Source organism: Allohahella sp. A8 (assembly GCF_047946665.1).
Lineage (GTDB): Bacteria > Pseudomonadota > Gammaproteobacteria > Pseudomonadales > Oleiphilaceae > Allohahella.
The window spans coordinates 4071519-4096522 of record NZ_CP172312.1 but is presented as its reverse complement, the minus strand read 5'-3'; the positions used below and the strand labels follow the sequence as shown (position 1 = coordinate 4096522).

Annotated in this window: 21 protein-coding genes; 9 read left to right on the top strand and 12 right to left on the bottom strand. The window is 56.1% G+C overall.

Annotated features, from left to right (window positions below):
- Positions 1 to 142 precede the first annotated feature (142 nt).
- Together ACH3PB_RS18360 and ACH3PB_RS18355 are read left to right on the top strand one after the other, a co-directional pair.
- Positions 143 to 2815 carry an EAL domain-containing protein gene (locus ACH3PB_RS18360; RefSeq protein WP_416396896.1) on the top strand — a complete coding sequence of 891 codons (2673 nt, stop codon included), beginning with the start codon at positions 143 to 145 and terminating at the stop codon, positions 2813 to 2815.
- Positions 2816 to 4675: a diguanylate cyclase gene (locus ACH3PB_RS18355; protein WP_416396895.1), complete on the top strand. Its 1860-nt coding sequence runs from the start codon at positions 2816 to 2818 to the stop codon at positions 4673 to 4675.
- Here ACH3PB_RS18355 and ACH3PB_RS18350 read toward each other — a convergent pair.
- Entirely contained in the window at positions 4662 to 5945 is a 1284-nt protein-coding gene (locus tag ACH3PB_RS18350; protein WP_416396893.1) for a glycosyl transferase, read from the bottom strand. The genes ACH3PB_RS18355 and ACH3PB_RS18350 overlap by 14 nt on opposite strands.
- Positions 5946 to 6215: 270 nt before the next feature.
- On the opposite strand from ACH3PB_RS18350, the gene ACH3PB_RS18345 reads away from it, so the two are divergent.
- The 3 genes from ACH3PB_RS18345 to ACH3PB_RS18335 are packed head-to-tail and all read left to right on the top strand — an operon-like array spanning position 6216 to position 10756.
- Positions 6216 to 7682: an NAD(P)/FAD-dependent oxidoreductase gene (locus ACH3PB_RS18345; protein ID WP_416396892.1), complete on the top strand. Its 1467-nt coding sequence runs from the start codon at positions 6216 to 6218 to the stop codon at positions 7680 to 7682.
- Between the two features lie 22 nt (positions 7683 to 7704).
- Positions 7705 to 9990: an exonuclease domain-containing protein gene (locus tag ACH3PB_RS18340; RefSeq protein ID WP_416396891.1), complete on the top strand. Its 2286-nt coding sequence runs from the start codon at positions 7705 to 7707 to the stop codon at positions 9988 to 9990.
- Positions 9968 to 10756, top strand: coding sequence for a M48 family metalloprotease (locus ACH3PB_RS18335; RefSeq protein ID WP_416396890.1), 789 nt, complete (start codon positions 9968 to 9970; stop codon positions 10754 to 10756). Before ACH3PB_RS18340 ends, ACH3PB_RS18335 begins: the two co-directional genes overlap by 23 nt.
- 1 nt (position 10757) lies before the next feature.
- Here ACH3PB_RS18335 and ACH3PB_RS18330 read toward each other — a convergent pair whose 3' ends face one another.
- The 5 genes from ACH3PB_RS18330 to ACH3PB_RS18310 all read right to left on the bottom strand — a co-directional run bounded on the left by ACH3PB_RS18330 (position 10758) and on the right by ACH3PB_RS18310 (position 15738).
- Positions 10758 to 11414 (bottom strand): hypothetical protein, encoded by a 657-nt coding sequence (locus tag ACH3PB_RS18330; RefSeq protein ID WP_416396889.1) that lies wholly within the window; start codon positions 11412 to 11414, stop codon positions 10758 to 10760.
- A 63-nt stretch (positions 11415 to 11477) separates the two neighbouring features.
- On the bottom strand, positions 11478 to 12899 hold the full coding sequence (locus ACH3PB_RS18325) for a GTPase/DUF3482 domain-containing protein (RefSeq protein ID WP_416396887.1): 1422 nt from the start codon (positions 12897 to 12899) through the stop codon (positions 11478 to 11480).
- Positions 12889 to 14463: a DUF2868 domain-containing protein gene (locus tag ACH3PB_RS18320; protein ID WP_416396886.1), complete on the bottom strand. Its 1575-nt coding sequence runs from the start codon at positions 14461 to 14463 to the stop codon at positions 12889 to 12891. Before ACH3PB_RS18320 ends, ACH3PB_RS18325 begins: the two co-directional genes overlap by 11 nt.
- A 7-nt stretch (positions 14464 to 14470) precedes the next feature.
- Positions 14471 to 15100, bottom strand: a complete 630-nt coding sequence (locus ACH3PB_RS18315) for a hypothetical protein (protein ID WP_416396885.1) — start codon at positions 15098 to 15100, stop codon at positions 14471 to 14473.
- Positions 15067 to 15738: an alpha/beta hydrolase gene (locus ACH3PB_RS18310; protein WP_416396884.1), complete on the bottom strand. Its 672-nt coding sequence runs from the start codon at positions 15736 to 15738 to the stop codon at positions 15067 to 15069. Before ACH3PB_RS18310 ends, ACH3PB_RS18315 begins: the two co-directional genes overlap by 34 nt.
- Positions 15739 to 15797: 59 nt before the next feature.
- Here ACH3PB_RS18310 and ACH3PB_RS18305 point away from each other — a divergent pair, with 59 nt between their 5' ends.
- Positions 15798 to 17429, top strand: a complete 1632-nt coding sequence (locus ACH3PB_RS18305; protein WP_416396883.1) for a protein adenylyltransferase SelO — start codon at positions 15798 to 15800, stop codon at positions 17427 to 17429.
- Between the two features lie 48 nt (positions 17430 to 17477).
- Here ACH3PB_RS18305 and ACH3PB_RS18300 read toward each other — a convergent pair whose 3' ends face one another.
- The 5 genes from ACH3PB_RS18300 to ACH3PB_RS18280 form a co-directional block, all read right to left on the bottom strand.
- A complete protein-coding gene (locus ACH3PB_RS18300) occupies positions 17478 to 17840 on the bottom strand; it encodes a hypothetical protein (protein ID WP_416396882.1) in 363 nt (120 codons plus the stop codon).
- The gene (locus ACH3PB_RS18295) at positions 17840 to 18058 is read right to left on the bottom strand and encodes a DUF2945 domain-containing protein (RefSeq protein ID WP_416396881.1); all 219 of its coding nucleotides are present in this window, start codon (positions 18056 to 18058) and stop codon (positions 17840 to 17842) included. The genes ACH3PB_RS18300 and ACH3PB_RS18295 overlap by 1 nt, the downstream gene beginning before the upstream one ends.
- Positions 18059 to 18397: 339 nt before the next feature.
- Positions 18398 to 18709, bottom strand: coding sequence for a DUF2288 domain-containing protein (locus ACH3PB_RS18290; RefSeq protein ID WP_416396879.1), 312 nt, complete (start codon positions 18707 to 18709; stop codon positions 18398 to 18400).
- Positions 18699 to 20207 carry a hypothetical protein gene (locus ACH3PB_RS18285; RefSeq protein ID WP_416396878.1) on the bottom strand — a complete coding sequence of 503 codons (1509 nt, stop codon included), beginning with the start codon at positions 20205 to 20207 and terminating at the stop codon, positions 18699 to 18701. The genes ACH3PB_RS18290 and ACH3PB_RS18285 overlap by 11 nt, the downstream gene beginning before the upstream one ends.
- A gap of 121 nt (positions 20208 to 20328) precedes the next feature.
- Positions 20329 to 21798 carry a wax ester/triacylglycerol synthase family O-acyltransferase gene (locus ACH3PB_RS18280; protein WP_416396877.1) on the bottom strand — a complete coding sequence of 490 codons (1470 nt, stop codon included), beginning with the start codon at positions 21796 to 21798 and terminating at the stop codon, positions 20329 to 20331.
- Positions 21799 to 22021: 223 nt separating this feature from the next.
- Between ACH3PB_RS18280 and ACH3PB_RS18275 the strand changes: the two genes are divergently transcribed.
- Both ACH3PB_RS18275 and ACH3PB_RS18270 read left to right on the top strand, forming a co-directional pair.
- Positions 22022 to 22981 carry an alpha/beta fold hydrolase gene (locus tag ACH3PB_RS18275; protein WP_416396876.1) on the top strand — a complete coding sequence of 320 codons (960 nt, stop codon included), beginning with the start codon at positions 22022 to 22024 and terminating at the stop codon, positions 22979 to 22981.
- Between the two features lie 23 nt (positions 22982 to 23004).
- Positions 23005 to 23823, top strand: coding sequence for an FFLEELY motif protein (locus ACH3PB_RS18270; RefSeq protein WP_416396875.1), 819 nt, complete (start codon positions 23005 to 23007; stop codon positions 23821 to 23823).
- Between the two features lie 6 nt (positions 23824 to 23829).
- Here ACH3PB_RS18270 and ACH3PB_RS18265 read toward each other — a convergent pair whose 3' ends face one another.
- A complete protein-coding gene (locus ACH3PB_RS18265) occupies positions 23830 to 24108 on the bottom strand; it encodes a polyhydroxyalkanoic acid system family protein (protein ID WP_416396874.1) in 279 nt (92 codons plus the stop codon).
- A 145-nt stretch (positions 24109 to 24253) separates the two neighbouring features.
- On the opposite strand from ACH3PB_RS18265, the gene ubiE reads away from it, so the two are divergent.
- Entirely contained in the window at positions 24254 to 25003 is a 750-nt protein-coding gene (ubiE, locus tag ACH3PB_RS18260; protein ID WP_416396873.1) for a bifunctional demethylmenaquinone methyltransferase/2-methoxy-6-polyprenyl-1,4-benzoquinol methylase UbiE, read from the top strand.
- Position 25004: the final 1 nt, after the last annotated feature.

Here is a 25004-nt window from a genome sequence, read left to right as displayed (position 1 = left end):
AATTTTGCAAAAGCTTTGGGTAATCCTTGTTCTTTTCCTCAGTCTCGGCATTCTGCATGGGTCTATACTCTGTGAACAAATTTAACAATAACGGGGGATCTGCTCTAAGTTTCGCCCCCCGCGCCTGATCTGGAAGGACCCTTTGTCACCACCCTCTGCCCTACACAGATTGACTCTGCTGTTTCTACTGTGTCTGCTTAGCGCCGCCGCCAAGGCCTCGGCGCCCGACTTGCTGCAGTCGGCAAGTAACAACAACATCAATGGACTCGACGAGGCTGGCCTCGACCTGCATTTTGAATATTACGCTGATACAGAACGTGCCTACCCTGCCGATCGTGTTGCAGACCTGCTTGCCCGAGGCGAAGCCGGTGGTGAGCAAGGCCTGGTCAATATTATCTGGGAGCCAGTCGACGTGAGCGAGAACAGTGGCGTCAACGCCGGCTACACGCTCACGCCACAGTGGTACCGCTTCAGAATCAGCAATCCTGGTGACTCGCTTGAGCACGGTATCGTGCAGGTCGCCTATGCCTGGCTAGATGAAGTCGACTTTATCGATATACGTGGTGATAAAGGATCAGGGCATCTGAGCACGGGCCGGAGAAAGCCCTTTTCGAGCCGCTGGATCGATCATCCACATTTCCTGTATCCGGTCACGCTTGCCCCAGGTGAAAGTACTACCGTTTATCTTCGGGTCGCCACCCGAGGCGCCTTGCAGTTCGCCCTGAAGCTTTGGGAGCCAGAGGCATTTTTTCAACAGACCGTCACTGAAGCGAAGGTACATTTCTTTTATTTCGGCGCCCTTGCCTTCATGATCACGATCACGCTCGCGTATGCACTGCTGCTGCGAGAGAAGGTCTATCTCTACTATGCCTTGACCACCTTCGGCTTCCTGACCTTTTTCATGAGCATCCGAGGCTTCACCTTCCAGCACATTCTATCTGAGTCACCCTACTTGAATGGGTTACTATTGCTGGTCTCAATGCCCTTTCTCGCGATATTTGCCGCGCAATTCTCCAGAACATTCCTCGATACCCGGGCCCACAGCAGACGTCTGGACCTGGCGCTCCGCATCGTGATCGGGCTGGCCGTTCTGGACTTGGTCGGTGCGTTCATTCTGTCGTATCAAATCAGTATACTGCTGTCGACATTCCTTGCCGCGCCACTGTTTCTGATGCTTTTCATCGCCGGGCCTATTCGCTGGGCGCAGGGGTCCCGGCCCGCCATTATCTACACGCTCGGCTGGTCCCTCCTATCCATAGGGCTTGTCACGACCACCTTGCACAAGCATGGGGTCATCCCCAACACCTTCATGGCCACCTACGCACTGCAAATCGGCTCGGGCATTGAAACGCTGATCCTTACACTGGTTCTGGCCGCACGCGTTTACCGTGAGCGGGAAGACAAGATCGTTGCGCAGAACAAGTTGCTCACGGAAGAAAAGCAGCGGCGTGAGGCCCAGCAGCAGTTGATCCATCATGCGATTCACGATCCGGTTACCGGCTTGCCAAATCGCGAACGCCTGGTGATGCGACTGAGCGAGTTGGCACAGGCGCCCGAAAACACGCTCTATCACGTCGTGAGCATCGTCTTCAATCGTTATCACGATATCGTCCACACACTGGGCCAGGACAACGCAGACGAGCTGATCAACAGGGTAGCACTGGGGCTTAACCGACGGGCGCAGAGCCTGCGAGGCGCCATCGCCATCGAAGAGGGCGCGGACCGGACCTATTACGTCGCCAGCCTGGGTGCGGACACGCTGGCCATGATCGTGATTTCCGCTGAGGACCCAGCTCATCGCCAGACGTATATCGACTTTATCAACAGGACCGCTCGACCGGACAACTATCTGGGGTTCCTGCTCGAGCTCGATCCAGTTTTCGGCCTTTACAGTGTTGATAGCCGACACCTGGAGCCGGCAAAGGCTATCCGGAACTCCCGTATCGCCAAGGATGCCGCTATCCGGCTGGGTAAACGTTACGGTTTCTATTCGAGACGCTACGACCGCTATACCGAAGAGCGGCTGACCATCCTCACCGAACTCAGGCTTGCACTGGAGACCGGCGTCCTGCAGTTGTACTACCAACCAAAGGTGATTATGCGTGATGGCAGGCTGGTCACGACTGGGGTCGAAGCCCTGTTGCGCTGGGAGCACCCCGAACGCGGCATGATTGCGCCTGAAATCTTTATTCCCCTGGCCGAACAGACGGATGTAATCCATCAGCTTACACTTTGGGTGATCACCAATGCGGCGGATGATCTGACGCGCTTCCGCTTGCTACAGCGAGACCTCAGTATGGCGATCAATATTTCGCCGCGTAACCTGCTGACCAAAGGTCTCGATGCCCACCTGCAGTCGACTTTGCTTGCGCGCAGTCTAAGCTTCGAATCGATCATTCTCGAGCTGACGGAAACTTCAGTGATGGACTCCGAACGCGAAGGCCTGCTGACGCTCGATCGCCTCAGGGAGCTTGGATTTCCGCTCTCGATCGACGACTTCGGAACTGGCTATTCGTCCCTGGCGTATCTGCAGAAAATGCCGCTTAGTGAGGTCAAGATCGACAAATCACTCATCAAAGAGGTATGTACCTCGCGGAGCAGCCAGATCATCGTCAAGGCCGCTATCGACATGTCGCACAGTCTTGGGTACACAGTCGTCGCCGAGGGCATCGAGCAGCAGGCTCAGCTGGATCTTCTGATCAGCATGGGATGCGACTGCATGCAGGGCTTCTTCATTGCAACGCCGATGCCCGCCGAGCAGCTCTTCGGCTGGCTGCAGCAGGACTCAGAAAAATTGCGGCCGCTGGGGGACTGAGTGACAGCCCGCTGGCTCAGCGCGATCTGCGGTTGTCTCCTGGCGCTCGTAGGGTCTGGCACGCTGGCGGCAAAGGCCTTTGATATGCCGCCGGCCGTCGGCATCTCGCCAGGTGCGCTGCAGGTCGAATTGGGCCAATCTGCTTTTAGTCTCGAAGATCCCCCAGGTAATCTGAGCATTGGTGACCTGCTGTCAGGACAGCCTGGCGACTGGAAGCCGATCCAAACCTCAGTACCCAACTTTGGTTACACAGCTTCGGCATACTGGTTACGGCTAGCCGTCGAGAATGAGTCTGCAGCACCCAGGCGAATGTTGCTCAATATTGGCTACGCCCTGCTCGATGAGCTTGACGTCTACCTCATCGCGCCTGACGGCAGGATTATTCAAAGCTACTCTACCGGTGACTCCCACCCTTTCGACACGCGTTTCTTTCCTCATCGGGAATTCCTCTTCCCAATAGAACTCGAGCCCGTATCGACCCAGGGCATACTCATCCGTCTCGCTTCAACGTCTTCACTTCAGGCCCCATTGAGCCTCATAGACAGCAACGAATTTGCCAGACTGGACCACCAGACCTCTCTTCTGCAGGGCTTTTACTACGGCAGCATGGTGGTTATGGCGCTGTACAACCTGTTTCTTTTCGTGAGTCTGCGGCGTGCGGATTTCCTCATCTATGTCGCGTTTCTGTGCTCATTCATTGCCTTTCAATTCAGCATGAGTGGCCTGGCCTTTCAGCATCTCTGGCCACAGGCGGTGGTCTGGAACCAGATCGCCATATCGTTTTTCATGAGCCAGACGCTGATGTGGATGGCGCTCCTCGTTCGGCAGTTTCTGCGCCTGCCTGAGCGTGAACCCCTTGTAGACCGAGTCATGGTAGTGCTTGCGGGGCTCAGTGGGCTGCTCACTATCCTCAGCCTGTTCCTGCCTTATCAGAAAACGATATTCCCGCTGCTCGGGCTGGCATTAACACTGAACAGCCTCGCTTTGGTCATGGGCGTCAAACGCTCTCTTACTGGTGATCGTTCTGCACAGTTCTTTACCCTGGCCTGGTTCGTGACCCTCGTTGGCGCGCTGGTTATCGTGCTGAGCAAGGTAGAACTCATCCCCCGAACCTTCTTTACCGAACACGCACTGCAGATTGGAACACTGCTTGAGATCCTGCTGATTTCGTTCGCACTGGGTGAATATGTGAACCAGCAGAGACGCGCAAGGAGCGAAGCCGAGAAGCGGCATAGCCTGCAACTTGAAGACCAGGTCAGGGATCGGACATCCGAGCTTGAAAACACAATGTTGCTACTGGAAAACGCCAATCAGAAGCTCAAGCAACAGACCTATATCGATGAGCTGACTGGCCTGCATAACAGACGTTATTTCAATCAGCGCCTTGAGCAGGATTTCAACCAGGCCTCCCGCTCACATTCGCCAATCTCCCTCATCATGATCGACGTCGACCATTTCAAGATGGTCAACGATACCCATGGCCATCAAATCGGGGATCTGTGCCTACGACAAGTGGCCGGCGTGATGGGTAGCTTTCCGAAGCGGGCATCCGATGTCTTCGCGCGCTACGGGGGGGAAGAGTTTATCGTGGTGCTGCCGGGCACCGACCAGACCGCGGCGATGATGATTGCAGAAAAGATGCGTGCTCACGTCGCCGCAGCACCACTGGGATATAAAAATCAGAGGACTGGCCAGAGAGAATCGGTCGCGCTAACTATCAGCGCCGGCGTGGCCTGCCTCGTGCCTACTGCGGAGCAGCTCGTAGACGAACTGCTCCGACAGGCAGATGAGGCCCTTTATCACGCCAAGGTTTCAGGGCGGAACCAGGTCGTTAGCCATGCGTCCATCAGGCCGCTCTGATTTTTCGAAATTTGCTTGTTGTCGTACCACTATTGTTACCGTAATCCGCCATATCCAAATGGACGGCTTCAAGCAGGTGGGCAGGCAACTCCGGCTCTGCAGAGCGGACACATCGCCAGGTTGGCATGTCGGGCTCCCCACCGGGATCCTCCCGGAAACCGCGTCCTGCTTCGAGTATCGTCGATGCAAACAGGTTCACCGCCTCCTGTTCACGCGCAACGTCATAAGACAAGCCGTTGCAAACCGCGTCACACTGGAACCTGCGACTCATCTCATTCGCTGAGCGCAGATAGGTGGAGTGGAGCGCACTCAGTACACCTTCGTCCACGACGGCACCTTCGGCTGAAATCTGCTTAAGAAGTGTACTGGCGATATCCTTGACCATTTTGACCAGCCCACCTTCTGCATCGTCCCCCAGTGGCTGGTGTTTGTGATCATAACGATCGGCGATATCTACTTGGCAGATTTGATTAGTGGAGTAACGATGGTAGATATCGCATAGCAAGCCGATTTCCAGACCCCAGTCCGATGGTAGCCGGGTATCGGGCACTGCAGACGCCATCATTGCAAATTCGCCGGATAGCGCATACCGGAAGCTATCGAGATAATCGAGCACTGCAGAGGGACCCAATAGCTGGCGCAGTGATCTCAACAGAGGGCTCAGCAACAGCCGACAGACTCGGCCGTTCAGCTTGCTGTCGGCATAACGGGCATAGTAGCCTTTGGCGAAAACGAAATCGCACTCTGGATGAACCAGTGGATACACCAGCTTCGAGAGCATTGAACTCTGATAGGTCAGGATATCGCAGTCGTGTAGGGCCACGACCTCGCCTACACCGGAACCCTGCTGAACGCCCAGGCAATACCAGACATTGCGGCCTTTACCCTCTTTGAGAGGTGCCAGTGATCGATCTGCAAGGGCCTGGTGAATTTCGCGCAGACGAGGACCGTCGTTCCACAGCACGTGTAGACGCTGCGGCAAAACACGGAACACCTCGAGCGCGTGCCTGTATTCGGCTTCGGTTGCCCTGTCCAGACCGATGATGATTTCGCTGACGAATTCGACGCGTGACAGCTCGTCGAGAATTCGCGGCATGGCGGCGGTTTCGAGCTCGGAGTACAGGCAAGGCAATATCAGTGATACTGGCCGATGGCGGGCATGCTCGACGAGTTCGGCCGACATGGTGGAAACACGGTCGGCCTGTTCGCTCGTATCCTGATCCAGGGAATGGATCGTTGTTATCGGCCCGGTTTGATAGAAGTCCGTCATGTAATCTCTCCGTAGTCGGCATACAGAAATTGGTACTACAGGTTGCCGAGGTTTCCCCATGCATAGCAAAGAGCGTTCCCAAACGCTGATCTACCGCAATTACGGCATGCCAGCCGTCGATTCAGGCGGAATCAGCTTCGGAAGTAGTATCTCATAGACCTGTTTCAAGCCCGATTTTGCAAGGCTTGCGTAAGCTTTACGCTGCCGGCATCTGGCGGGCAGTGAATTCCAATGCTCGATATCGGGCAACAGACTGAACGGAGCTCAGTTATGGCAGACGCAATCAACAAACTCGTTTCGACCCCGCTTCGTGCTGCAAAGTGGCTGCGTTCCCGGCTGGTCTTGAGCGGAGACATTGACGTTTCAGACCGCCATGTTTTGATCATTGGCGGTAATTTCGGTGGACTGGCGGCAGCTCTGGCTCTGCAGAACGTCTGTAGAGTCACCGTGGTGGATCCGCGACCGGACTTCGAATGGACGCCGCATATTCACGATATTCTCTCCGGTCTCAAGCTCAAGGATCACCTGTCATTCGACCGTGCCCGGCTTTTCCAGCGTCTTGGCCATGAATTCATCCAGACCTCAGTCGAGGCCTTGGACCCGATCGGCCGCCGCGTAACGCTCGGAAATGATCGCGAACTGCGCTACGATGCCTGCATCGTCGCCTGCGGTGGTGTGCAGAGACCAAACGTCGTGCCAGGCGGTCAGCAGCACACGACTGGCTTCAGACATGCCGATCAGGCTGAGCTAATCGAGCACCAGTTAACGGCGCTTGCTGACAAACAGAAAGCTGTCACAGTCACAATCATAGGTGGCGGCCTCTCTGGCGTGGAAGCAATGGGTTCCCTGCTGCGGAACAAGCGTTTCGGGGGCAAGCTGAACCTGCATATCGTCGACGCGCAAGACCTGCTGCCAGCCTTCCCGGATGAGCTCACCAAGGATGTACGCAAGCAGCTCAAAAAGAAGAAAGTGACCTTTCACACTGGTCCAAAATACGCCGTAAAGCGCGTGACCCGGAGCAGCGTCGAACTGCTGGACGGTCAGGTACTGCAATCCGATGTCACAATCTGGACAGCCGGCATTCAGCGGCAGGGACTGATCAGTCAGCTGTGTGACGAAAAAAACCTCCACCTCAAGGCAGCGGACGATGGCATTGGCCTGGTGGTCGACAATGCCCTGAATCCAGTGCTGGACAAACCGCAGTACGGCTACGCTGATGCCTGGCGGGAAACGCTGTTCTTCGCGGGTGACTGCGCCAGCATAGTGGACCAGAAGCTGGACAAGCAGGCCTACCATGCGCTCGATATGGGGGAGCATGCAGCGGAGAATGCTATTCGCTATTTCAAGGCTGACAAACCCAACAATTTCACCAATGCCAACAAGCCGGTTCTGATTGCATTGGGTGATCTTGAACATTATTTCGCATGGAACGGGCTGATAGCAGCTGGTAGTGTTTTCGAAGCGATGAAGGAGAGTGTTTTCCAGGTTTACATGGCTCGCTACTCCCTGGTGCTGGAGCTGAAAGACGCCTCACTATCGACCTGGCGGCGAAGCACACGCGCACTGACGCGACAGCTGCTGCCGGGGATGCTGCCGAGTGGCTTCTGGCAGACGGCCGAGAGCCTGTTTCCCAATCCGATCGTCGCCCTGCCCAGGGCAGCCCTGAGGCGCTTCATATTCGGCCAGCGCATTATTCATTATGCTAACCCCTTCACCGAGTCTGCTGATCAGACCTAGGGAGGCTTCCAGAGGATCTGTTGTGCTGAAGCGAGATCTCGCGCCATTTTATTATTACGATCACTACCGAGAGATGCTGCTGTTCATACGGCAGCATTACACGCATGTACTGCGTCAATCCGACGTGGATTTCATCGATCGATTCATGGCTCTCCCCCGCGATCCGGCCGCACTGTTTGTCAGAGTCTGCAATCGCAAGGGCTGCCATTTCCGGCTCAGCAAACTCCGATACGAAGAGCTGGAAGATATCGAATCGCTACTGGCGCTATTGCTCAGCGAAGGCTTCGTGACAAAGGCCGGTCCCCACGATCTGCCCAGGCTGCTGCTGACACTGACGAGGGACGAGCTGGTCGAGTTTCTCGATAGTGTCTCGACAATCACCTCGGCGCCCTGGAAACGAAGCTGGCCCAAACAGCGCCTATTGACGATTGCGCTCGAGCAGGCCACCGCTGACGATGAGACCCGGATTCCCGCCCTGCAAAGTTATAGCTGTGAATTCATCGTTCAGCAGTTCGAGGAAACGATCGCGTTCATACTCTTTCTCTATTTTGGCCGACTGGAAGATAACCTGGGGCGCTTTGCCATGCGCGACCTGGGTCTACTGCGCACAAGCAGTTTCGAGGCCGGCTATACCGCGCGTTTCGATACCGCGGCAGATGCCTGGTACTCATTTGAGCTCGCCCAGCTGGCGCAGCAGCTCAAGGGTCTCGCCTCCATGACACCAGCCGAGTCGGCTGCGACGGCGACATGGCTCATTGCCCAGCCGCAGCCCCTGACGGAACTTGGCACGACACTCTATGACAAGTGTGTTTTTCGATTGGCGGCTCGGCTGGAAACCACGGACCAGCTCACGCTGGCGGCGGAGCTCTATCAGAGCAGTGAACACGCAACCGCCACTGAGAAGGCCATTCGACTCTGGCACCGGCTGGACGAGCAACGCGCCCGGGATTTGATCAGCCGTATTTTTGAGACGCCCACCAGCGACGATGCCTATTTGTTCGCGCTCGATTTTCAGGCGAGAAAGTACGGCAATGAGCTCTTGCCGACTGATGCTCGATACACAGCAGATCAGTTGGGACTGCAGTCGGCCAACGGTGGAAAGCGAACATCGATACTAACCGACATGCTTCGGGCCGCCGGCGTGAGCAGGCTCGATGAAGCTTTCCGCCATGAGCCGGAAGCAGCGCTTGCGCGGCAATGGCGGAAGCCGGGGCGTCTGGTGGTTCATACCGAGAACCGGATATGGCGCAGTCTGTTCGCACTCACCTTTTGGCCGCAACTGTACGAGAGTGAGGCCAGCCGCTTCTCATCTGATTTCCAGCACCAGCCGGCAGGTTTGTCGGATGGCTCGTTTTACCACGCCCAGCGCGAACGTATTGAAGCCGTGCTGGCTTTTGACCGCGAGCAGCTGAAGACGCATGTACTGAAGACCCTGAGCCGATGCTACGGGCGCCCAAACAGCTTTACGGGATGGACGAGCAGCATGGCTGAGCAGCTCTGCCGCTTCGTGGAACTCGCGCCTATGGCTGGCCTGCGTGCGATATTACGGGATATGGTCAGGCAGTATGATGGCTGTAAGTCAGGCTATCCCGATCTGATGATCATCGATTCAGATGGCCTGAGATTCGTGGAAGTGAAAGCAGAGGGTGATCAACTTCGACGCCGCCAGATGATGCAACTACTGAAACTTCGCGAAGCCGGTTTCCAGGTGTCGGTTCAGCGGGTCGAATGGGTTGTTGATCCGGATCAGCCGTACGTGGTGGTGGATGTGGAAACCACAGGTGGCAACTCGGACTATGGTCGGCTGACAGAGATTGGTGCTGTGATACTCCAGCGAGAAGAGATCATCGGTCGATGGCAGACGCTGATCAACCCTGGACGACGAATACCAGCTAACATCACCGCACTTACCGGCATAACGAACGAGATGGTGGCATCCGCACCGCCCTTCGAAGCCGTTGCGGATGATTTACGCGGATTTCTGGGCGACTCCATTTTTGTGGCCCACAACGTACGCTTCGATTATGGCTTCATTCAGCAGTCGTATCGCCGTATGGAGCAGTCCATTCGAATGCCGCAGCTGTGTACCTGTGCCATGATGAAAAAGCTGAAACCGGGCCTGGATTCGTATAGCCTGAAAAATCTCACAGCATACTTTGGCATTACGATGACCCAGCATCATCGCGCGATGAGTGATGCCGAAGCTGCTGCTGGACTTCTCAAGCTGATCAATAGAGCTCGCCTTGCCGGAACCAATCCGTTCAACTCACCTCAGGATAGCAACAATGCCTTTAATGACCCTGCTTAGCCGTACCCCTGCTCCACTCACACTGTTGACACTGCCGCTCATCCTCAGCCTCACCGCATGCGCCGGCAGCCAGTTTCGTCCCGAACAGGCGGCACAGGCAGGTGCGGCTGTGGTCCAGGCCGCGACCCTCGATCGGGAGACAGTCATGGCGGCGGCCAGTGAAGCAGCCCAGCAGATGGACAAGCAGAACAAGGTGGCGCCAGAGGGATCCAAGTACGCACAACGACTTCAGAAACTCATCCCCAGGACTGGTGCAGATACCAGCAAATACAACTTCAAGGTGTACATGAGCGACGAGATAAATGCCTTCGCGATGGCTGACGGCACTGTGCGAGTGTACTCAAAGCTGATGGATCTCATGCCGGATGATCAGATTCTCGCAGTACTCCAACACGAGATAGGACACGTCGAACTGAGGCACAGCTATAAGCAGCTGCGTGAGCAGCTTTACACTAATGCAGCGTTCTCGGCAGTTGCCTCTGCAGGCGGGACGATAGGCCAACTGAGCCAGTCAGAGCTGGGCAAGCTTGCGGCCACTTACGCTAACGCGAGATATTCACAATCTGACGAGCTCGAGTCGGACAGCTACGCGGTGAAGGCACTCCACAAGACTGGACAGCCTCCACAATCGATGAAGGCCGCCATTCAGACGCTTCAATCTGTAAGCGGCGAAGGCCCTCAGGGTCTCGCCGCATTTTTGAGTTCACACCCGACTAGCGATCGCCGTATCGAAAATATCGACACAACGATCAAATCGGTGAAATGAACTACTTGATGAGGCGCTTCGCTTCTTCTACCCAGGCTGGGTAAGACTTGATCTTCGCGAACTGGGCCAACTTTCGCTTTTCCTCGTCCGTGGGCTCAGCAATCTGCCGATAGTTGTAGATGCCAGCGGCGTGCAGCTTTCGAACCAATGCCGGTCCAACCTGTGGCAGGCGCTGAAGATCGTCATGCTCGCCACTGGCCGATGTAGTTCGCGTACCTGCCGGCTTGTTGATAGCCTGATCGATGGCTGAGTTGATGGCATCGGCGTAGGCAGACTGCTCCCGCGTGGTCAGATCAGCCTTGGTATCATCTGTTCTGGTCCAGTTACGACGTAGCGTATCGTAGTTCTGACTCGCCACCCTGAAGGCGCGGTCCAGGGTGCTTTCGCACACTGACGCGATGCCTTTTACAGTAGACAGGGGGTGCCTGATGCGCTGAATTGGCTGCTTGAGGGACTCCTGAAAAAACTGCAGTGTCGGCTCAGTGATATAGTTGCCCTGACTCTTCAGCTCACCCACCAGGTCATTCACTCTGTGAGTGACCGTCTCAAGTTCTTTCTGACCGCTCTGCACTGCCTCATTCAGATAGGCTCTGGTCGAGAGCGCATACTGTTCTGCAAGATGACTAGCCTTGTTACCCGCTCGAGTGACTGTATTCATATACTTCTCCATGTCTCATGTTTTCAATTGATGAGAACATTACGAAGGGCGCAGCGACTTTGTTCAGACCGACGCAAAAAGATGTTCGGCAATAGCGCTAGCCAGCGCACTACGACCGGGATCTGCTGCGCGTCTACGATTGTCCGGAGCCAGTTCACTCCAGTTTGCATTGGCTCTCATCTGCCGTAACCAGCTGTTCCAAGCCTTGGGGAGATCGCTTGCATCGACCGATGTCATCTGCATCTGTACCTGCATGGCGTGGCCGCGTGAGCCCAGGTCGGTCAAAAGCTGCAGTTGTCGGAGCCACAACAGGCGCAGCGTGGGCTCGTCTACACACAGGGTCCGCTTGCCCGTGACCGCGGCCTGCAGGTCCCGACCATATCTGGCGCCAGTCGAGAATAGGGCACCGGCAAGGGCACCAGTTGCAGCGGCGGCACCCAGCGATATAAAGCCCGTCAGTCCATCAAGAACAGCACCCACAGCGGCGCCCTTGGCTGCACCACTACTCGCCTCTACACCGAAGGTCCTCAGCGTATTCACGTCGAAGAGGTCGAGCTTCCAACTGCCATCCTGTACAGGCAGAAAGGCTTCGCGGACATCGTCGGGTGCAAAGCGATGAAGCTTGATGATCTGTCGCGTACAGACCTGCTCTGCCTGTCGCGTGAGGTCCTGCAGCGCTATCACCTCATTCTTTTCAATTTCGGGCAGGGTCGCCGTGGCGGCACTGAGCGTTTTCCGGTAGCTGCCTACGTTGATGATCAACTCAGCCACGGCTGCTGCAGATGCTCGCCTGATCTGCAGCGCCTGGGCATGCCGCTCGTCGATGAGCTGCTGCACCCTGTCGTACTGCTCACCAAGCAAAGACTGTATCTTCTGAAACAGGCGCTTCTCGTCTTCAAGCCGAAACACGACCGTGTCGTACTGCACCTGTGCATGGAAGTTCAGCTGACCGAGATATTCACGCCACTGCATGCTGTGGTTGGGAAACTGGTGAATGAAGTTGAGCACCGGAATCACGGCCTTGCCGGCAAGACTGAGCACGTAGAGCTCATCTCTATACTTGCCGACGAGCGGCTCGCGAACATCGATGACATAAAACAGTAAATCGCTCGCCAGTAACTGACGGACGACCTTGAGTTCCTGATCGAGTTCGGCAAACTCGTCGGCGTGAGCTATGAATTGTCTCAAGCGGGTCTGGCCGGTGTCGTCCCGACCTGCGGGCAAGCTCTCCAGCGCGCTACGCAGTCCGATCGAGTCCTCCAGACCAGGCGTATCATGCAGTTCGATCACCGCCTGATCGCGGCACAATATGCTAGCGGCTTCAACGTGTCGGGTCGTACCTGGATGATTGGACACTTCGCCGAAGCGGCTGTCGCGCAACAGGGTGCGCATCAGCGAGGTCTTGCCGACATTGGTATGGCCGACTATGGCAATACGGATCGGCGCCTGTGCTGAAGGTCGAGGGCTCGTGTTTTCAGTCGGCATGTCGATCATCTTCCTCAACTGGAGAGGCGGCGGTGAAGCCCGGCGCGCGGATTGGCAGCTGAATGATGTCATCCAGCGATATACCAACGGCTGCCGCGAGGCGATACCAGTCTTCGAGGCGATTGTGATCGGCGGGACGGTCGTCTGGCGTTAGCAGCCCAAGATGCACCCGCCCCCTGTAATTGCGCTTCAAGGCGCCGACGATCCGGCGGACACCGCGGTCCGGCACGGTCGCCAGATGCGAGCAAAGCACGAGGTGGGGACAGCTCGAGGCTGCTGCTGCAGCCGTAACCACGGCTTCGGATTTTGCATCGTCGATACATCCGAGGTCATGTTGTGGATTCAGATCGCGGAGAGGCCAAGGCAACTGCGGATCGAGATAAATGGCTGCGATATCGTAGCGTTCTGGCAGCTTGGCGGACGCTGACGGGCTGCTGCTCACCTCGTCATGCGAGCGGCCAGCATGATCAGGATCGATGATGCCGCCGCGGCGATATCCGGTCAGCAGATGCTGGCGAAGGCCAACATAATACGGGCTCGCCAGGTCCAATGAGACCTTTCGCATGGCTGTAGCGCGTCCAACCAGGCTTATGGCAAGCAAGACCACTCGAGGAATTACACCCCAGAGCACCAGACTGGTCATGAGAAGATTCGACCAGAGCACCCGGGCAATGCTCGCTGTTTCGGAGCTGGTTTCCACACCGGTCCGACTGATCTGAACCAGCTGGGCATCCGGCACCGTTATGCCCAGTAGTTGAGGCACTTGCCCGAGCAGTGCGCTCATCTGCTCGAAGGTCTCACTCGACAACACTGTTGTGGCCCAGACGAAATCGTACTGCCGTAACGACAATAGAAGGAGCGTCATACCGAAGCCGCCGATCAGGTAAGCGGTCCAGACTGCATGGCTTAGCAGGCTGAAGTTCCAGAAGCCCAAACCAGCTTTGGTCTGCAGGCGTGCCCATACCGCAGCAACTGTCGTCATGGAGAGAGCCGGTTGCACAGAACCAGCCTGTTCATGGTCTCTTGCTGCAGTATCTGGGGCGAGAACTCGGGCGAGTTTCTGGACCAGCCACAGGCCGGCACTTTGCAACATGGGCACCTTTACCGTGGACTGGCGAAAGGGCCTGCTCAGGAATGCCAGTAACCAGAACAGCAGTGCAGCCAGATGGACGCCGAGCAGGACAACAAGTAACCAGAAGAAATTAACCGTCTGTTGCCCTGGATCGAAGCCTTGTGCAGCAGCGAGGGCACCAAGCAGGGCGAAGACCACGCACAGCACCCACAGGCTTTGTACCGCAGCCCTGTCGACCCTGGCATGCAGACTATCCAGCCGCAATAGCGCAACCAGCCAGCTCGCCCTCCCTTGCGCAAGGTCCTCGAACCCTGATGACGAGTTACCCGGGCCGCTGTCTGACAAGGCGCCCGCCTCGGCTTCCGCCACCAGCGCAGACGTCACAAGCTCAGGCTGCTGCTCAAGATGACGAACAAACTCGAGTCGGTATTCCGGATGCCGCAAACTCGGGCTTATCGGTTGAATACTGTGTACGCCATTACCGCTGCTCACTTGACGCTCAGGCCCCTTCTTCCAGAGAAGGGCCCGGGATATTTTCCTTGAAGTGCTGCCGGTTCAGTTTGGCTACCACCTCATCATAGTATCGGCTGACGTCGCTCTGGAACTCCTTGAGCATCACCAAACGCTCCTTGTCCCGCTCCAGGTCGATCATCACCTCGAGCAAATGGTACTGTTGCGTGAGCGCGTTCGACAGACTCAGCAGATAGGTCCGCTCGAAGTTATCTTTGGTGCGCCCGAAAAAAGGCGAGTAAGACAATAGTCTGTCCGACTTTGCCGAGTTCAGGCTACGTTTGCTGATCTCGGGATAGCCCGTGTTGGCCAAGTCATACCCCGGCGGCTCTTTCGCAAGCGCTTCGAGATACTCGGCCATGCTCGCTTCATCCGTAGCCAACTCGCTTACCAGCTCACCAAAACCATCCGTTGATTGCTTGAAGTTGAGTATGGTGTCAGAGCTCTTGAGCGTGGACGTCAGTTCGTAAAGCTGGGCGTAGCCGTTTTCAAGGACAGCTTTCCCGCTCTCCTCTCCAGAAGGCGAGCGCTCCTGACAGCCGGACAACCATACCGCGACCAGCAACGTCAGGACGACACGGCCTGTCACGAACGTACCGGCAAGATAGTTTGCAGCCATTTCGAAATTTCCTCGATCTGCCTCGGATGAACGCTATGGCCCACCGGATAGGTTTTGTAGCTGACCTGCAGGCCGAGATCACACAGGATCTTGCAGGCACTGCGCCCCAGCGACTCACTGACGATGTTATCGGCCTGTCCGTGCATGATCATGACGGGCATATGCTGGCACTTATCCTTCAGCCGGCGCCATTGTGCATCCTGCTGAGTGGCGAAATAACTGGACAACACCAGGAGACCCGCAAAGACTCGTTCATCGGATGCGGCGAGTTCATAGGCTACGGCGCCACCCTGCGAGAATCCCGCAATCACGATTCGCTCCGGTGGAATGCCGCGTGTCACTTCACGATCCACGAAAGCCGCAATCTGTTCAGCTGAGGCACGAAGCTGACCGGCATCTATTGTCCGATCGATATCGATGGACGTTATGTCATACCAGGCCGGCATGACGTAGTTCCGGTTGATGGTGACGGGGATGGCTGGCGCATGAGGGAATATGAATCGTATAGCCGCATTCGGCGGCAGTTTGAGCTCGGACACAATGGGTCCGAAATCGTTGCCATCAGCCCCGAGTCCGTGCAGCAGGATAACTGCTGCGTCAGGCTGCGGGCTGGTTTCGATTTCCAACGCTGGTAACATGTTCAATCCTTATAAGACCAATGTTCTGTTTACGAAGCAAACGAGGCGCAGACCACACGATGCTGACTACCCCGCCCTTCCATAACAGGTTTACCGAAGAACTCGGTGGCGCCACGCTGGATATGCGCAAGCCCCAGCAGGTCACCGATGCTTTTTACGTACCCTGCCTGCCGGAAAAGGTGCCTCAGCCACGCCTGCTCGCCTGGTCAGACGACGCGGCGAGAGAGGCGGGACTACCTTCGCTCGGCGACGATGCAGACCTGAGGCAGAAGTTGGCGGAAATATTTACCGGCAATGAATCCTTGTCAGGCATGAACCCTGTCGCGACCGTGTATGGTGGACACCAGTTTGGCCACTGGGCCGGGCAGCTCGGCGATGGCAGAGCAATCCTGCTTGGTGAAACCGCAGGAATCGAGCTCCAGCTAAAGGGTAGCGGAAGAACCCCATTCAGTCGCGGTTCCGATGGCCGGGCTGTGCTGCGCTCCTCAGTCAGGGAGTATGTTTGCAGTGAGGCCATGCATCATCTGGGCGTGCCCGGCACTCGTGCATTGTCGCTCTGCACCACCGGTGCGGAGGTCGTCCGCGACATGTTTTACGATGGCCACCCGCGCAGTGAAACAGGCGCCATCGTGTGCAGGACCGCGCCAAGCTTCATCCGTTTCGGTCACTTCGAAATTTTTGCGGCCCGCCGGCAGACGGAGCGCCTGAGGCAGCTCGCCGACTTCACTATTCGACACTACTTCCCGGAGATTCACGCCGCCAGGGATCCCCACGACACCAAAGCGACCTACCTGCAGTGGTTCTCCGCCGTCTGCCACCTGACGATGGATATGATCGTGGCATGGATGCGAGTGGGCTTTATTCACGGCGTCATGAACACAGATAACATGTCCATCCTTGGCCTCACCATCGATTACGGACCATTCGGCTGGCAGGAAGATTTCAATCCTGTCTTCACACCGAATACCTCTGACCGGGAGGCGCGCTACTGTTTCGGCAATCAACCGGGCATTGCCCGCTGGAATCTTGCCTGCTTCGCTAATGCCTTGTACCCATTGATTGAGGACGTTCCCGCCCTCACGTCAACTATTGAGGCGGCTGAGCAATACCTGGCGAAGGCGATACAAACCATGCGACTGGGCAAGCTTGGCTTCGACGATGCCAGTGACCTGCTGGAACGCTCGGATGCAACTGCGCTTACGACAGATCTGGACCGGCTGATGCAGACATCGAAAATAGATTTTACACTATTTTTCAATATGTTGGCAGATGAAGATGTACTGGACGGCACATTGCTCGATACTGGCGCCGAAGGAGCTTTAGGTGAGCGCCTGTCGTCGGTTGCCTATGAGAAGCTGGGGGATGACGATTTAGGGCAATGGTCAAATTGGTTCGCTGCTTACAAGCGACTCCATGCCTATCACGCGAAGGTAAGGAATAGACCGCAAGCGGTTAGCGAAAGGCATCAGATAGAAACGCTATGCGCCAATAACCCTGTGTTTATCCCTCGCAATTATTTATTAGTGAGAGCCTTTGAGGCACTTGATGAAGGCGATTCGAAGATGCTTGATGACCTGATGTGTGCAAGCCGTGCTCCCTACAAGAGACTCACGGCTATTGACGTATACGGGAAGCGACCTGACTGGGCCGAAAGCTACCCGGGTGCTGCTGCACTTTCCTGCAGCTCATGACAGCTTCAGAGGGACGACACCACAGCAAATTGCTGCCTGACCGTCCTCTCATGCGGTCTGAAGCATCGGTGCACTGTAGCTGGACTTCGGTTTGGCTGAACCCTGGTCCATCACCGGTGCGCTGGCCTGCCCACTGATGCCGAAGCTCAACGCGATCACTATGCGGCCTTCCTCCAACGCTTGGCGATAAGGCTTGGACTCATTGACCGACATGCCAGATGCCTGGAAGTAATCATCATGACCGCTAGTGACGCATCGAAATGATGAGTTCACCTTCGCGCAGTCCTTATGGGCTTTTAGACGCCGAAGCAGCGTGATCTGGTTGGGCGAAATTCCAACACCGGTCAGACTGTTGACGATTTTGTCTGCTACGTCATCACACGTTGCCACGCTATAGAGCATCTTTGCCATCACTGCTTCTCCAACTCGCTATGTAGTTTCAATACGTTTTCGCCGTCATCAGTCTCGATATAGTAGGCAAGATTTTCCTTGCTGCCATGCCGCGTTATCTCGCTGCCAGCTATTTTCCTGCTTACCGTTTCTTCGAAACTGCTTTTGACTTTTCCAGCGCCCTTGCCCTGACCCCACCGCCATTCGACAGTGGCGCCCTGTTGATATTTTGTGGTCACGATCCAATTCCCCATATCTGCCGTAGCTATCAATGTAATGTCGCAATCGCCAAATGAAGGCCAGTGGGACCGACTGCTAGGTCGGGGAAGTGGGATAGCATCCGTGCTTACAGACTCGCGCCTGGTCCTGCTTCGCTTACACACACGGACATATATCCAATAAACAGGCCAACTTGAATATCGGATTTAAAATCAGGAACTTAACTTAAATAGCAGCTTTATCGAGCTGAGCTTGGGGCGAAACTGTGGAGTATTTTGCAGTTTCGGGTTGGAGCAGCGTGAAAGATTTACAAGCAGACGGCATCGCCGGCGGGGAAAAGGGAACGAAGGCAGTCGGCTTCATTCCTTTGGCGGGATGGGTCCCTGAATAAGCACCCATGGGGCAATGACGAGCGCCCAGAACTCAGGATTCTGGTCAGCCCAGGCTCTGGCGTCATCATCATTCGGCGCGTCCAGTTGCTTGAGCTCCTGAAGTCCTTTAACCGCAGCGGTGTCGTTCTTGACGATACTGAGCGCTGTTTCTACAAGATCAACATTGTCCGCCACACGGATCAGAGCCCCCCGCGCAAAGTGGACCTGAAGCTCGTCCCAGTGAATGAGTGCTGTCTGCTCCAGCAGCTTCGCGAGATGTGCCTGAGTGTCACTGGTCATCGAGCAACTCATCTTCCGGTGTCTCACCGATTCTTTCAGCTAAATCTTCTGGCGGCAAATTCTGCCGGATGGCAAAGCCAATCCCTTTCTTACCAGTGTCGTCCGACGCGTTATAGATGAAGAAGGTTTCCTCGCCGTTGACGATACCCAGTCCTCCGCCAAAATTGAGTACTCCGTTGGAATCCACGAAGAACTGAACCTCCGCGGTTCTTGGCGCTATATTTCCCGCTACGTCTATCTGCCGGCTCTCGCCAATCCCCTGATCATTCAGTATGAGTTCAGCGAATGCAGTTACAGCGACACCGTCGTCGACATAGGTTTCGGCCTGCCACCAGGCGCCAGCCAGTGATGCATCGCTCTTTTCAGACGAGACCCGGACGCAGATCTGCTGACTCTGCATAGCCCGTAGCCCGCCACCAGGGGCCGAATAAATCGTCTCGACGACACCTCGAGGGCGGTTGGCAAGTGCTTCATAAAACTGTCTGGAGGCGAATAACACGCTTCCGTCGACGTTGGCCGCGCCGAAGGCTGCCGCGTTACAATACTGCGGCCGCGTCTCGATACGACGCTCGAGACCGTTACCTTCACCTGCGTCGTTCGCTGGATCGATGAGATACTCATCGCCACAATCGATACGGAACGAATCTGCGATGATATCGGCGAAATGGTTTTCGTCGAGATTGGGACCCGGCGAAAGGATAGGCTGTGTAGGTTCCAGTGGATTGGCCTGTCGGGCACTGGCATCAGAAATCAGCAGCGCACCAATACCACCTACCGCGGCAGAGCCCCTGATGTAGTTGAAGGGACGCGGAGGTCGGTTCTGCTCGACCAACCCAGAGTCGTTCAGGTAAATGTATGAACCAGAGCCATCCGGATTGAAGGTGGCCTCTGAGGTCCAGACATCCGGAAACGCCATTGCTGCGCCACTCTTGTCGTAGCCGACACTATATTCGAGGCAGCGATATGGCCCCAGCGTGAGGTCGGGCTGAAATGCGTTGAAGGCCTCCGTTGTGGTGCCGTTCGGCGCCGCTCGCAGTGAAAGTGACACGCTGTTGGTGCTTGGGTCAGCCATCAGAATCATGTCGCCATTGGGCGTCCTGTCACCGACCTGCCGTTTGTTTGCTCGCTCACCCAGCCAGCGCTCAGGCGTAAAACGGTAGGTGAAGCCTCTGATAAAGCCATGAGCCTCGGTGGCTTCATTATAGGAGAACCAATCTTGATGGCCGCCGCTGGACGAGCCATTGATACCCGTTCGCATATACCTCGCACGATTGTCCACGAGAGTAAACTCGGTGGTATTGAACTGACCGGCAACCAGGCTCGGCGCGCCCTTCACGAACGGCTTTTTAGGGTCGTTTTCCAGCTCACTACAGCCGCCGAGCCCCAGGAAGGCGATTGCTGCGGCTGCGAGAGGCAGCGGACACCTTGCGAAGCCCATGGCAGCATGCGTTTTCGAAAGCGTAGAAAACCCGGGGGCGTTCGAATCTGGTCTTGTCATCAATCTTGTCTCAGCGTGGTCGGCTTACATGTACAGCGGCGGCCTGAGCCGAATGCCCTGGTCCTTGACCATCTTAACCGGACTGGCCGCTAATAAAATTGAATGAATCGGCAATATACGGTCAAGCCGCGAGGTAATCATCCAGCTCACTACAAATGCTGTCCATCAGTTGCTGCGGCACATCGACGCATTGCGGATCACACAACAGTCCGATCTGCACGAAGCCATTGTAACTCAAGAGGCTGATTCCGAGCCCTGTTTCGCCACCCTGCGGAACCCAGAACATCAATTCGTTGACGGCGCTGCCGGCTATGAAGCGCGGCTCTTTCGAGCCCGGCACGTTGGACAGCACCAAGCTGGTCTTGTTACTGAATGAATCCATCAGTGGCTGCTGCAGGACAGTGGGCAGCAAGCCGGCCGCGCCGATGACGATGTGCGACAGCATTGGCTGTACCGATCCTTTAAGCGCTCGCATATCGTGTTTCGTCTTGTACAGACGTTCGACCCTATTTCGCAGACCGACTGCCAGCGGAATGAATATCGTTCCAAACTGGTTTCCGAGCAGGTCGTCCTCATCGTCCGCCTGATGCTGTGAAGATCCGTCGTTTGCAGCCGCTAACGAAGGCGACTGAGTGGCTGGCCTGAGGTTTACCGGAACTGTAGCTCTCAGCTCGAGACTCTCTTCGACACTTTGCCGATCGGCCAGATACTTGCCAAGACCGCCAGCCACGCAAGACAGCAGAACATCGTTGACACTTGCTCCGTACTGGCGGGCGACCATCTTGAAGTCATCCAGCGGCAAGCGCGCCGACCAGAGGGCCCGCTTCCGCTCCCCCAATGGCTGGCTCATGGCTGTCTCAGGATCTCGTGGCAGCGCTGCCAATCGAGCAAATTCAGCAGCAGAATTCAGCAACTGCAGTCCACGGCCTTCAAGCGTTTCTGCCTTGAGCCAATGATAGCTCTCCGGGCTCAGCCGGAAATTCAGCTGAGTTACCCGCTCTACCCCGTGGCTCACCGCCTCAAGCCCGGCCTTGATACTTTGGGCCGTGCGCCGCCGGCGCGAACTTGCACCACCATGACTGACCTTGCCAGCTTCAGAGTCGCCTGACCCTCCCGCGGGACCGTCAGGGTCGCCATCTGTCAGCGCGGCGAATATTGATATCAGCGCCAGCCCATCGGCATAGCAATGATGGACTCTCATAATGGCGACGCTCTGGCTCCCATACCCCTGGAGCAGGATAAATTCCCAGAGCGGACGATCGGGCGACAGCGGCTGACTCTGCAGAGCACTGACAAAATGCTCGAGCTCAGATTTACCGGCATTTGGCGGCAGGCGCTCATGACGTATGTGCTTTAACAGATCGACCGTATCCACCTGTTCCCACAGGTAGACGCCGGAGTGGAGTACCGGCCGACAGCAAAACCTTCGAAGATGAGCGAAACGCTGCTCAATCAGCTGGGTAAAACGTGTCGGCTCCAGGGCGTCGGTAATCGCCATGGCAGTGATGATCATATGGTTCGTGGGCCGGTCCAGGCGTAACCAGGCGGCGTCATTACCACTTACAGGATCAATCGGAAAGTCGCTAAGCATGGCGTACTCTAACGAGAGATTCGACCACGGCGCAATCAATTGTACTGTTATTGTTCAATCGCATCAGAAAGGTCAAAGTGCGCATGTGAATTGTTCGTAAATCAGCGGTCGTTCGTACTACACTATGGCTTATCGCTTTTATGAGATCGCCATCACAAATCCGTAGGTAATTGTACGAGCACCCAAGGCCATCAACAGGCCAATAACAAGCCCAAGGAGGCGCATGAGTAGTCTCGCAGAATCGAAGAACAGGCTGCTGCGTCCTGTTTCGCCTACCTACTCCGAAATGTTCTCTGGCCGAGTGTACCAGGTAGGGGAAGGTTCGGTTGCCATTCGGAATCACAGCTCCGAGGCGCGTCATACCGTCATTGGCGTACACGGTTTTCTCGAGAACTTCTGCTATTACACCCAGTCCTACCAGGCAGCCGACACCGAGCTGATCCTACTGACATGCAGCGGCTATCATCTGCCGGTGAGTGGACCTACGGTCATGACAGCCGACTGGCAAACCGATATCGATGCCCCGGCCGGTACCATTTCGCATGATGCCGCCATTCTGATTCAGGCACTTGCCAACCTGCCGACGGCGCCCCACGTTCGCATTCATGGTCACTCACGTGGTTGTGCCGTCATCATTGAAGCGGCGAGCCTCCGCCCTGACCTCTTCATAAATGTCGAGGTTGTACTGGAAGCACCTGTGCTGCCGGAGGGCCGACTGCACCCGCTGGTCCGCCGCCTCATAAGACCAATGAATCATACGACCTGGCCGCTCCTGATCAGACTTATCACTTCCGCTCCTTCGGCATCCTATGCGCCGACGTTCTTCGGTACACTGACCAACCGCAAGCGCCAGCTCATGCCGCATATTTTTACTTCAATCAAGGAGTACATGACGCTCGTCCATAACATCGAGGACTTGCGGGACTGGATGATGAATCGTGACTGCTCCGCCTACGACAATGTGCCCAATGGCACCATACTGATTCCCCGGGTGGACCGTGTCCTCGACCGCGCCGCCATGCTGAGAAGTGCAAGGAAATCGCACAATGCGATCAGCATCGTGGAGACCGATGCCAGCAGTCATTTCATCACACTTGACTGCGGATCATGGATCCCGAGACTCCCTTCCAGACTGGTCCACGCCACGCCAATTCGGCCCACTCTTGCCCGGGTCGCCGAGTAGATATACGGAATAGAACGATCGGCATGTCCAAACACAAGCTCCTGGGCGTAAAGCCCAAGTCAGGTGAGGCTCAGCGTCTGCAGCAGTCGCTGCTGGATTATCATCACTACCGTCATGAGCACCGCTCACCGCAGTCTGACCGAACGCAGGCCGTGGCCGCGCTGCAGGCCGTACAGATGGCCCGGCTGACAGAAACTCACAAGGATCTCATCGAGTCGCCCAGGTACCATGAGGCATTGGTCTTCCTGTTAAACGACCTCTACGCCCCGAAGAACCTGATGCAACGGGATGCCGATCTGGAGCGGATCTTTCCGAAGATTGTGAAGCTGCTACCGCAGAAGCTGTTAGGGGTAATGGCGGATCTGACCGACCTGAATATGCTGACACAGCAACTGGATGATCGGTTGCTCGATGCATTGACCGAAGATTTCGCAGCGCTCATAAGGCCGACCACGGACAGCGAGCCTAGAGAGCCCGGGCTCGCAGCCCGGATTGCCGGGCTATCGCAAGGCGAGTATGCCGCAGCCTTCAGACGCTGTGACAACAAAGACGCGCGACAGCGTCAGATACAGCTCACGCGAACGCTCGGTCTGGAGCTCGAGCGCTACGTGACCAGCCGGAGCATCCTGTTTGCCTTGCAGATCAGTGAAGGTGCTGCCGAAATGGCTGGTCTGGCGGAGCTACACGGCTTTCTGATGAGAGGCTTTACCGCGTTTCGCAATATGGGCGGTGTCGCCGAGCTGCTTGATATTGTTTCAAATCGCGAAAGCGCACTACTCGAGCATCTGTACAGTCACGACGCTGAAACGCTTCGGCACATGGAAAAACCGTTTCAGCTCTGAAAGTCCCTAGCCCCTGACCAAGTGGTCGAGATGCTTGTGCAGTTCCTGCTCAATCCTTGACTTGAATGGCCGTGCGAGCAGGCCGAGGTGAAGATCGACATCGATACTGTTTTCCTTCACCTTGAGGTCGCCTTTCACCCCACTTCGCTTGAAATCCAGCTGATTGCCGTTCCACTCGTAATTTACATTGAATTCACGCCCCAGGTCTTCGGCAAGCGCTTCTGCCTTCGATCTTGCTTCATCCATTGGCAGGTTGTGCTGACGTGACACTTTGATGTTCGACATATCTGTGGTTTCCATGGCCGTATTAAGGCTATCAGGTTAAGATAATGGGCTCGCAGCGACAAGCGATCGCGCCGGCAGAGCGTTTCATTTCTGAGTACGTGCTCCGCCGGCAAATGTTTCTCCACAGGAAGTACAGGCAGCGCGCATGAGTCAGGAAACCAATACTCATTTCGGATTCAGTCAGGTTCCGGTTGAACAGAAACAGGCCAAGGTGGGCGCTGTGTTCGACTCGGTTGCCAGACGCTATGACGCTATGAACGACCTCATGTCGTTCGGCGTCCATCGAATGTGGAAGCGCTTCACCATCGCAAAGAGTGGTGTTCGCAAGGGCTATTCCGTGCTCGATATCGCCGGGGGCACTGGCGATCTCAGCCGCAAGTTCGCCGACATCGTTGGACCCAAGGGCCGAGTGGTCCTGGCCGACATCAATGCCAGCATGCTCGAAGTCGGACGCACGCGCATGCTCAATGAGGGCTATGCGGCGCCGCTCGAATATGTGCAGGCCAATGCGGAAAAGCTACCGTTTCCCGAGGATAGTTTCGATTGCGTGAGCATCGCTTTTGGTCTGCGCAATGTGACTGACAAGGATGCCGCTCTGGCCGAAATGTGCCGCGTGCTCAAACCAGGCGGTCGCCTACTGGTGCTCGAATTTTCCAAACCGCAAAATCCGCTGTTGGCGAAAATGTACGATGCCTATTCCTTCAAGGCCCTGCCCATGATGGGCAAGCTCGTGGCGCAGGACAGCGAAAGCTACAAATACCTGGCCGAATCCATTCGTATGCACCCAGATCAGGACACCATGCTCGGCATGCTTGAAACTGCCGGCTTGAGCCTGTGTAAGTACTACAACCTCAGTGACGGTATCGTCGCCTTGCACACTGGCATCAAGGCCTGAG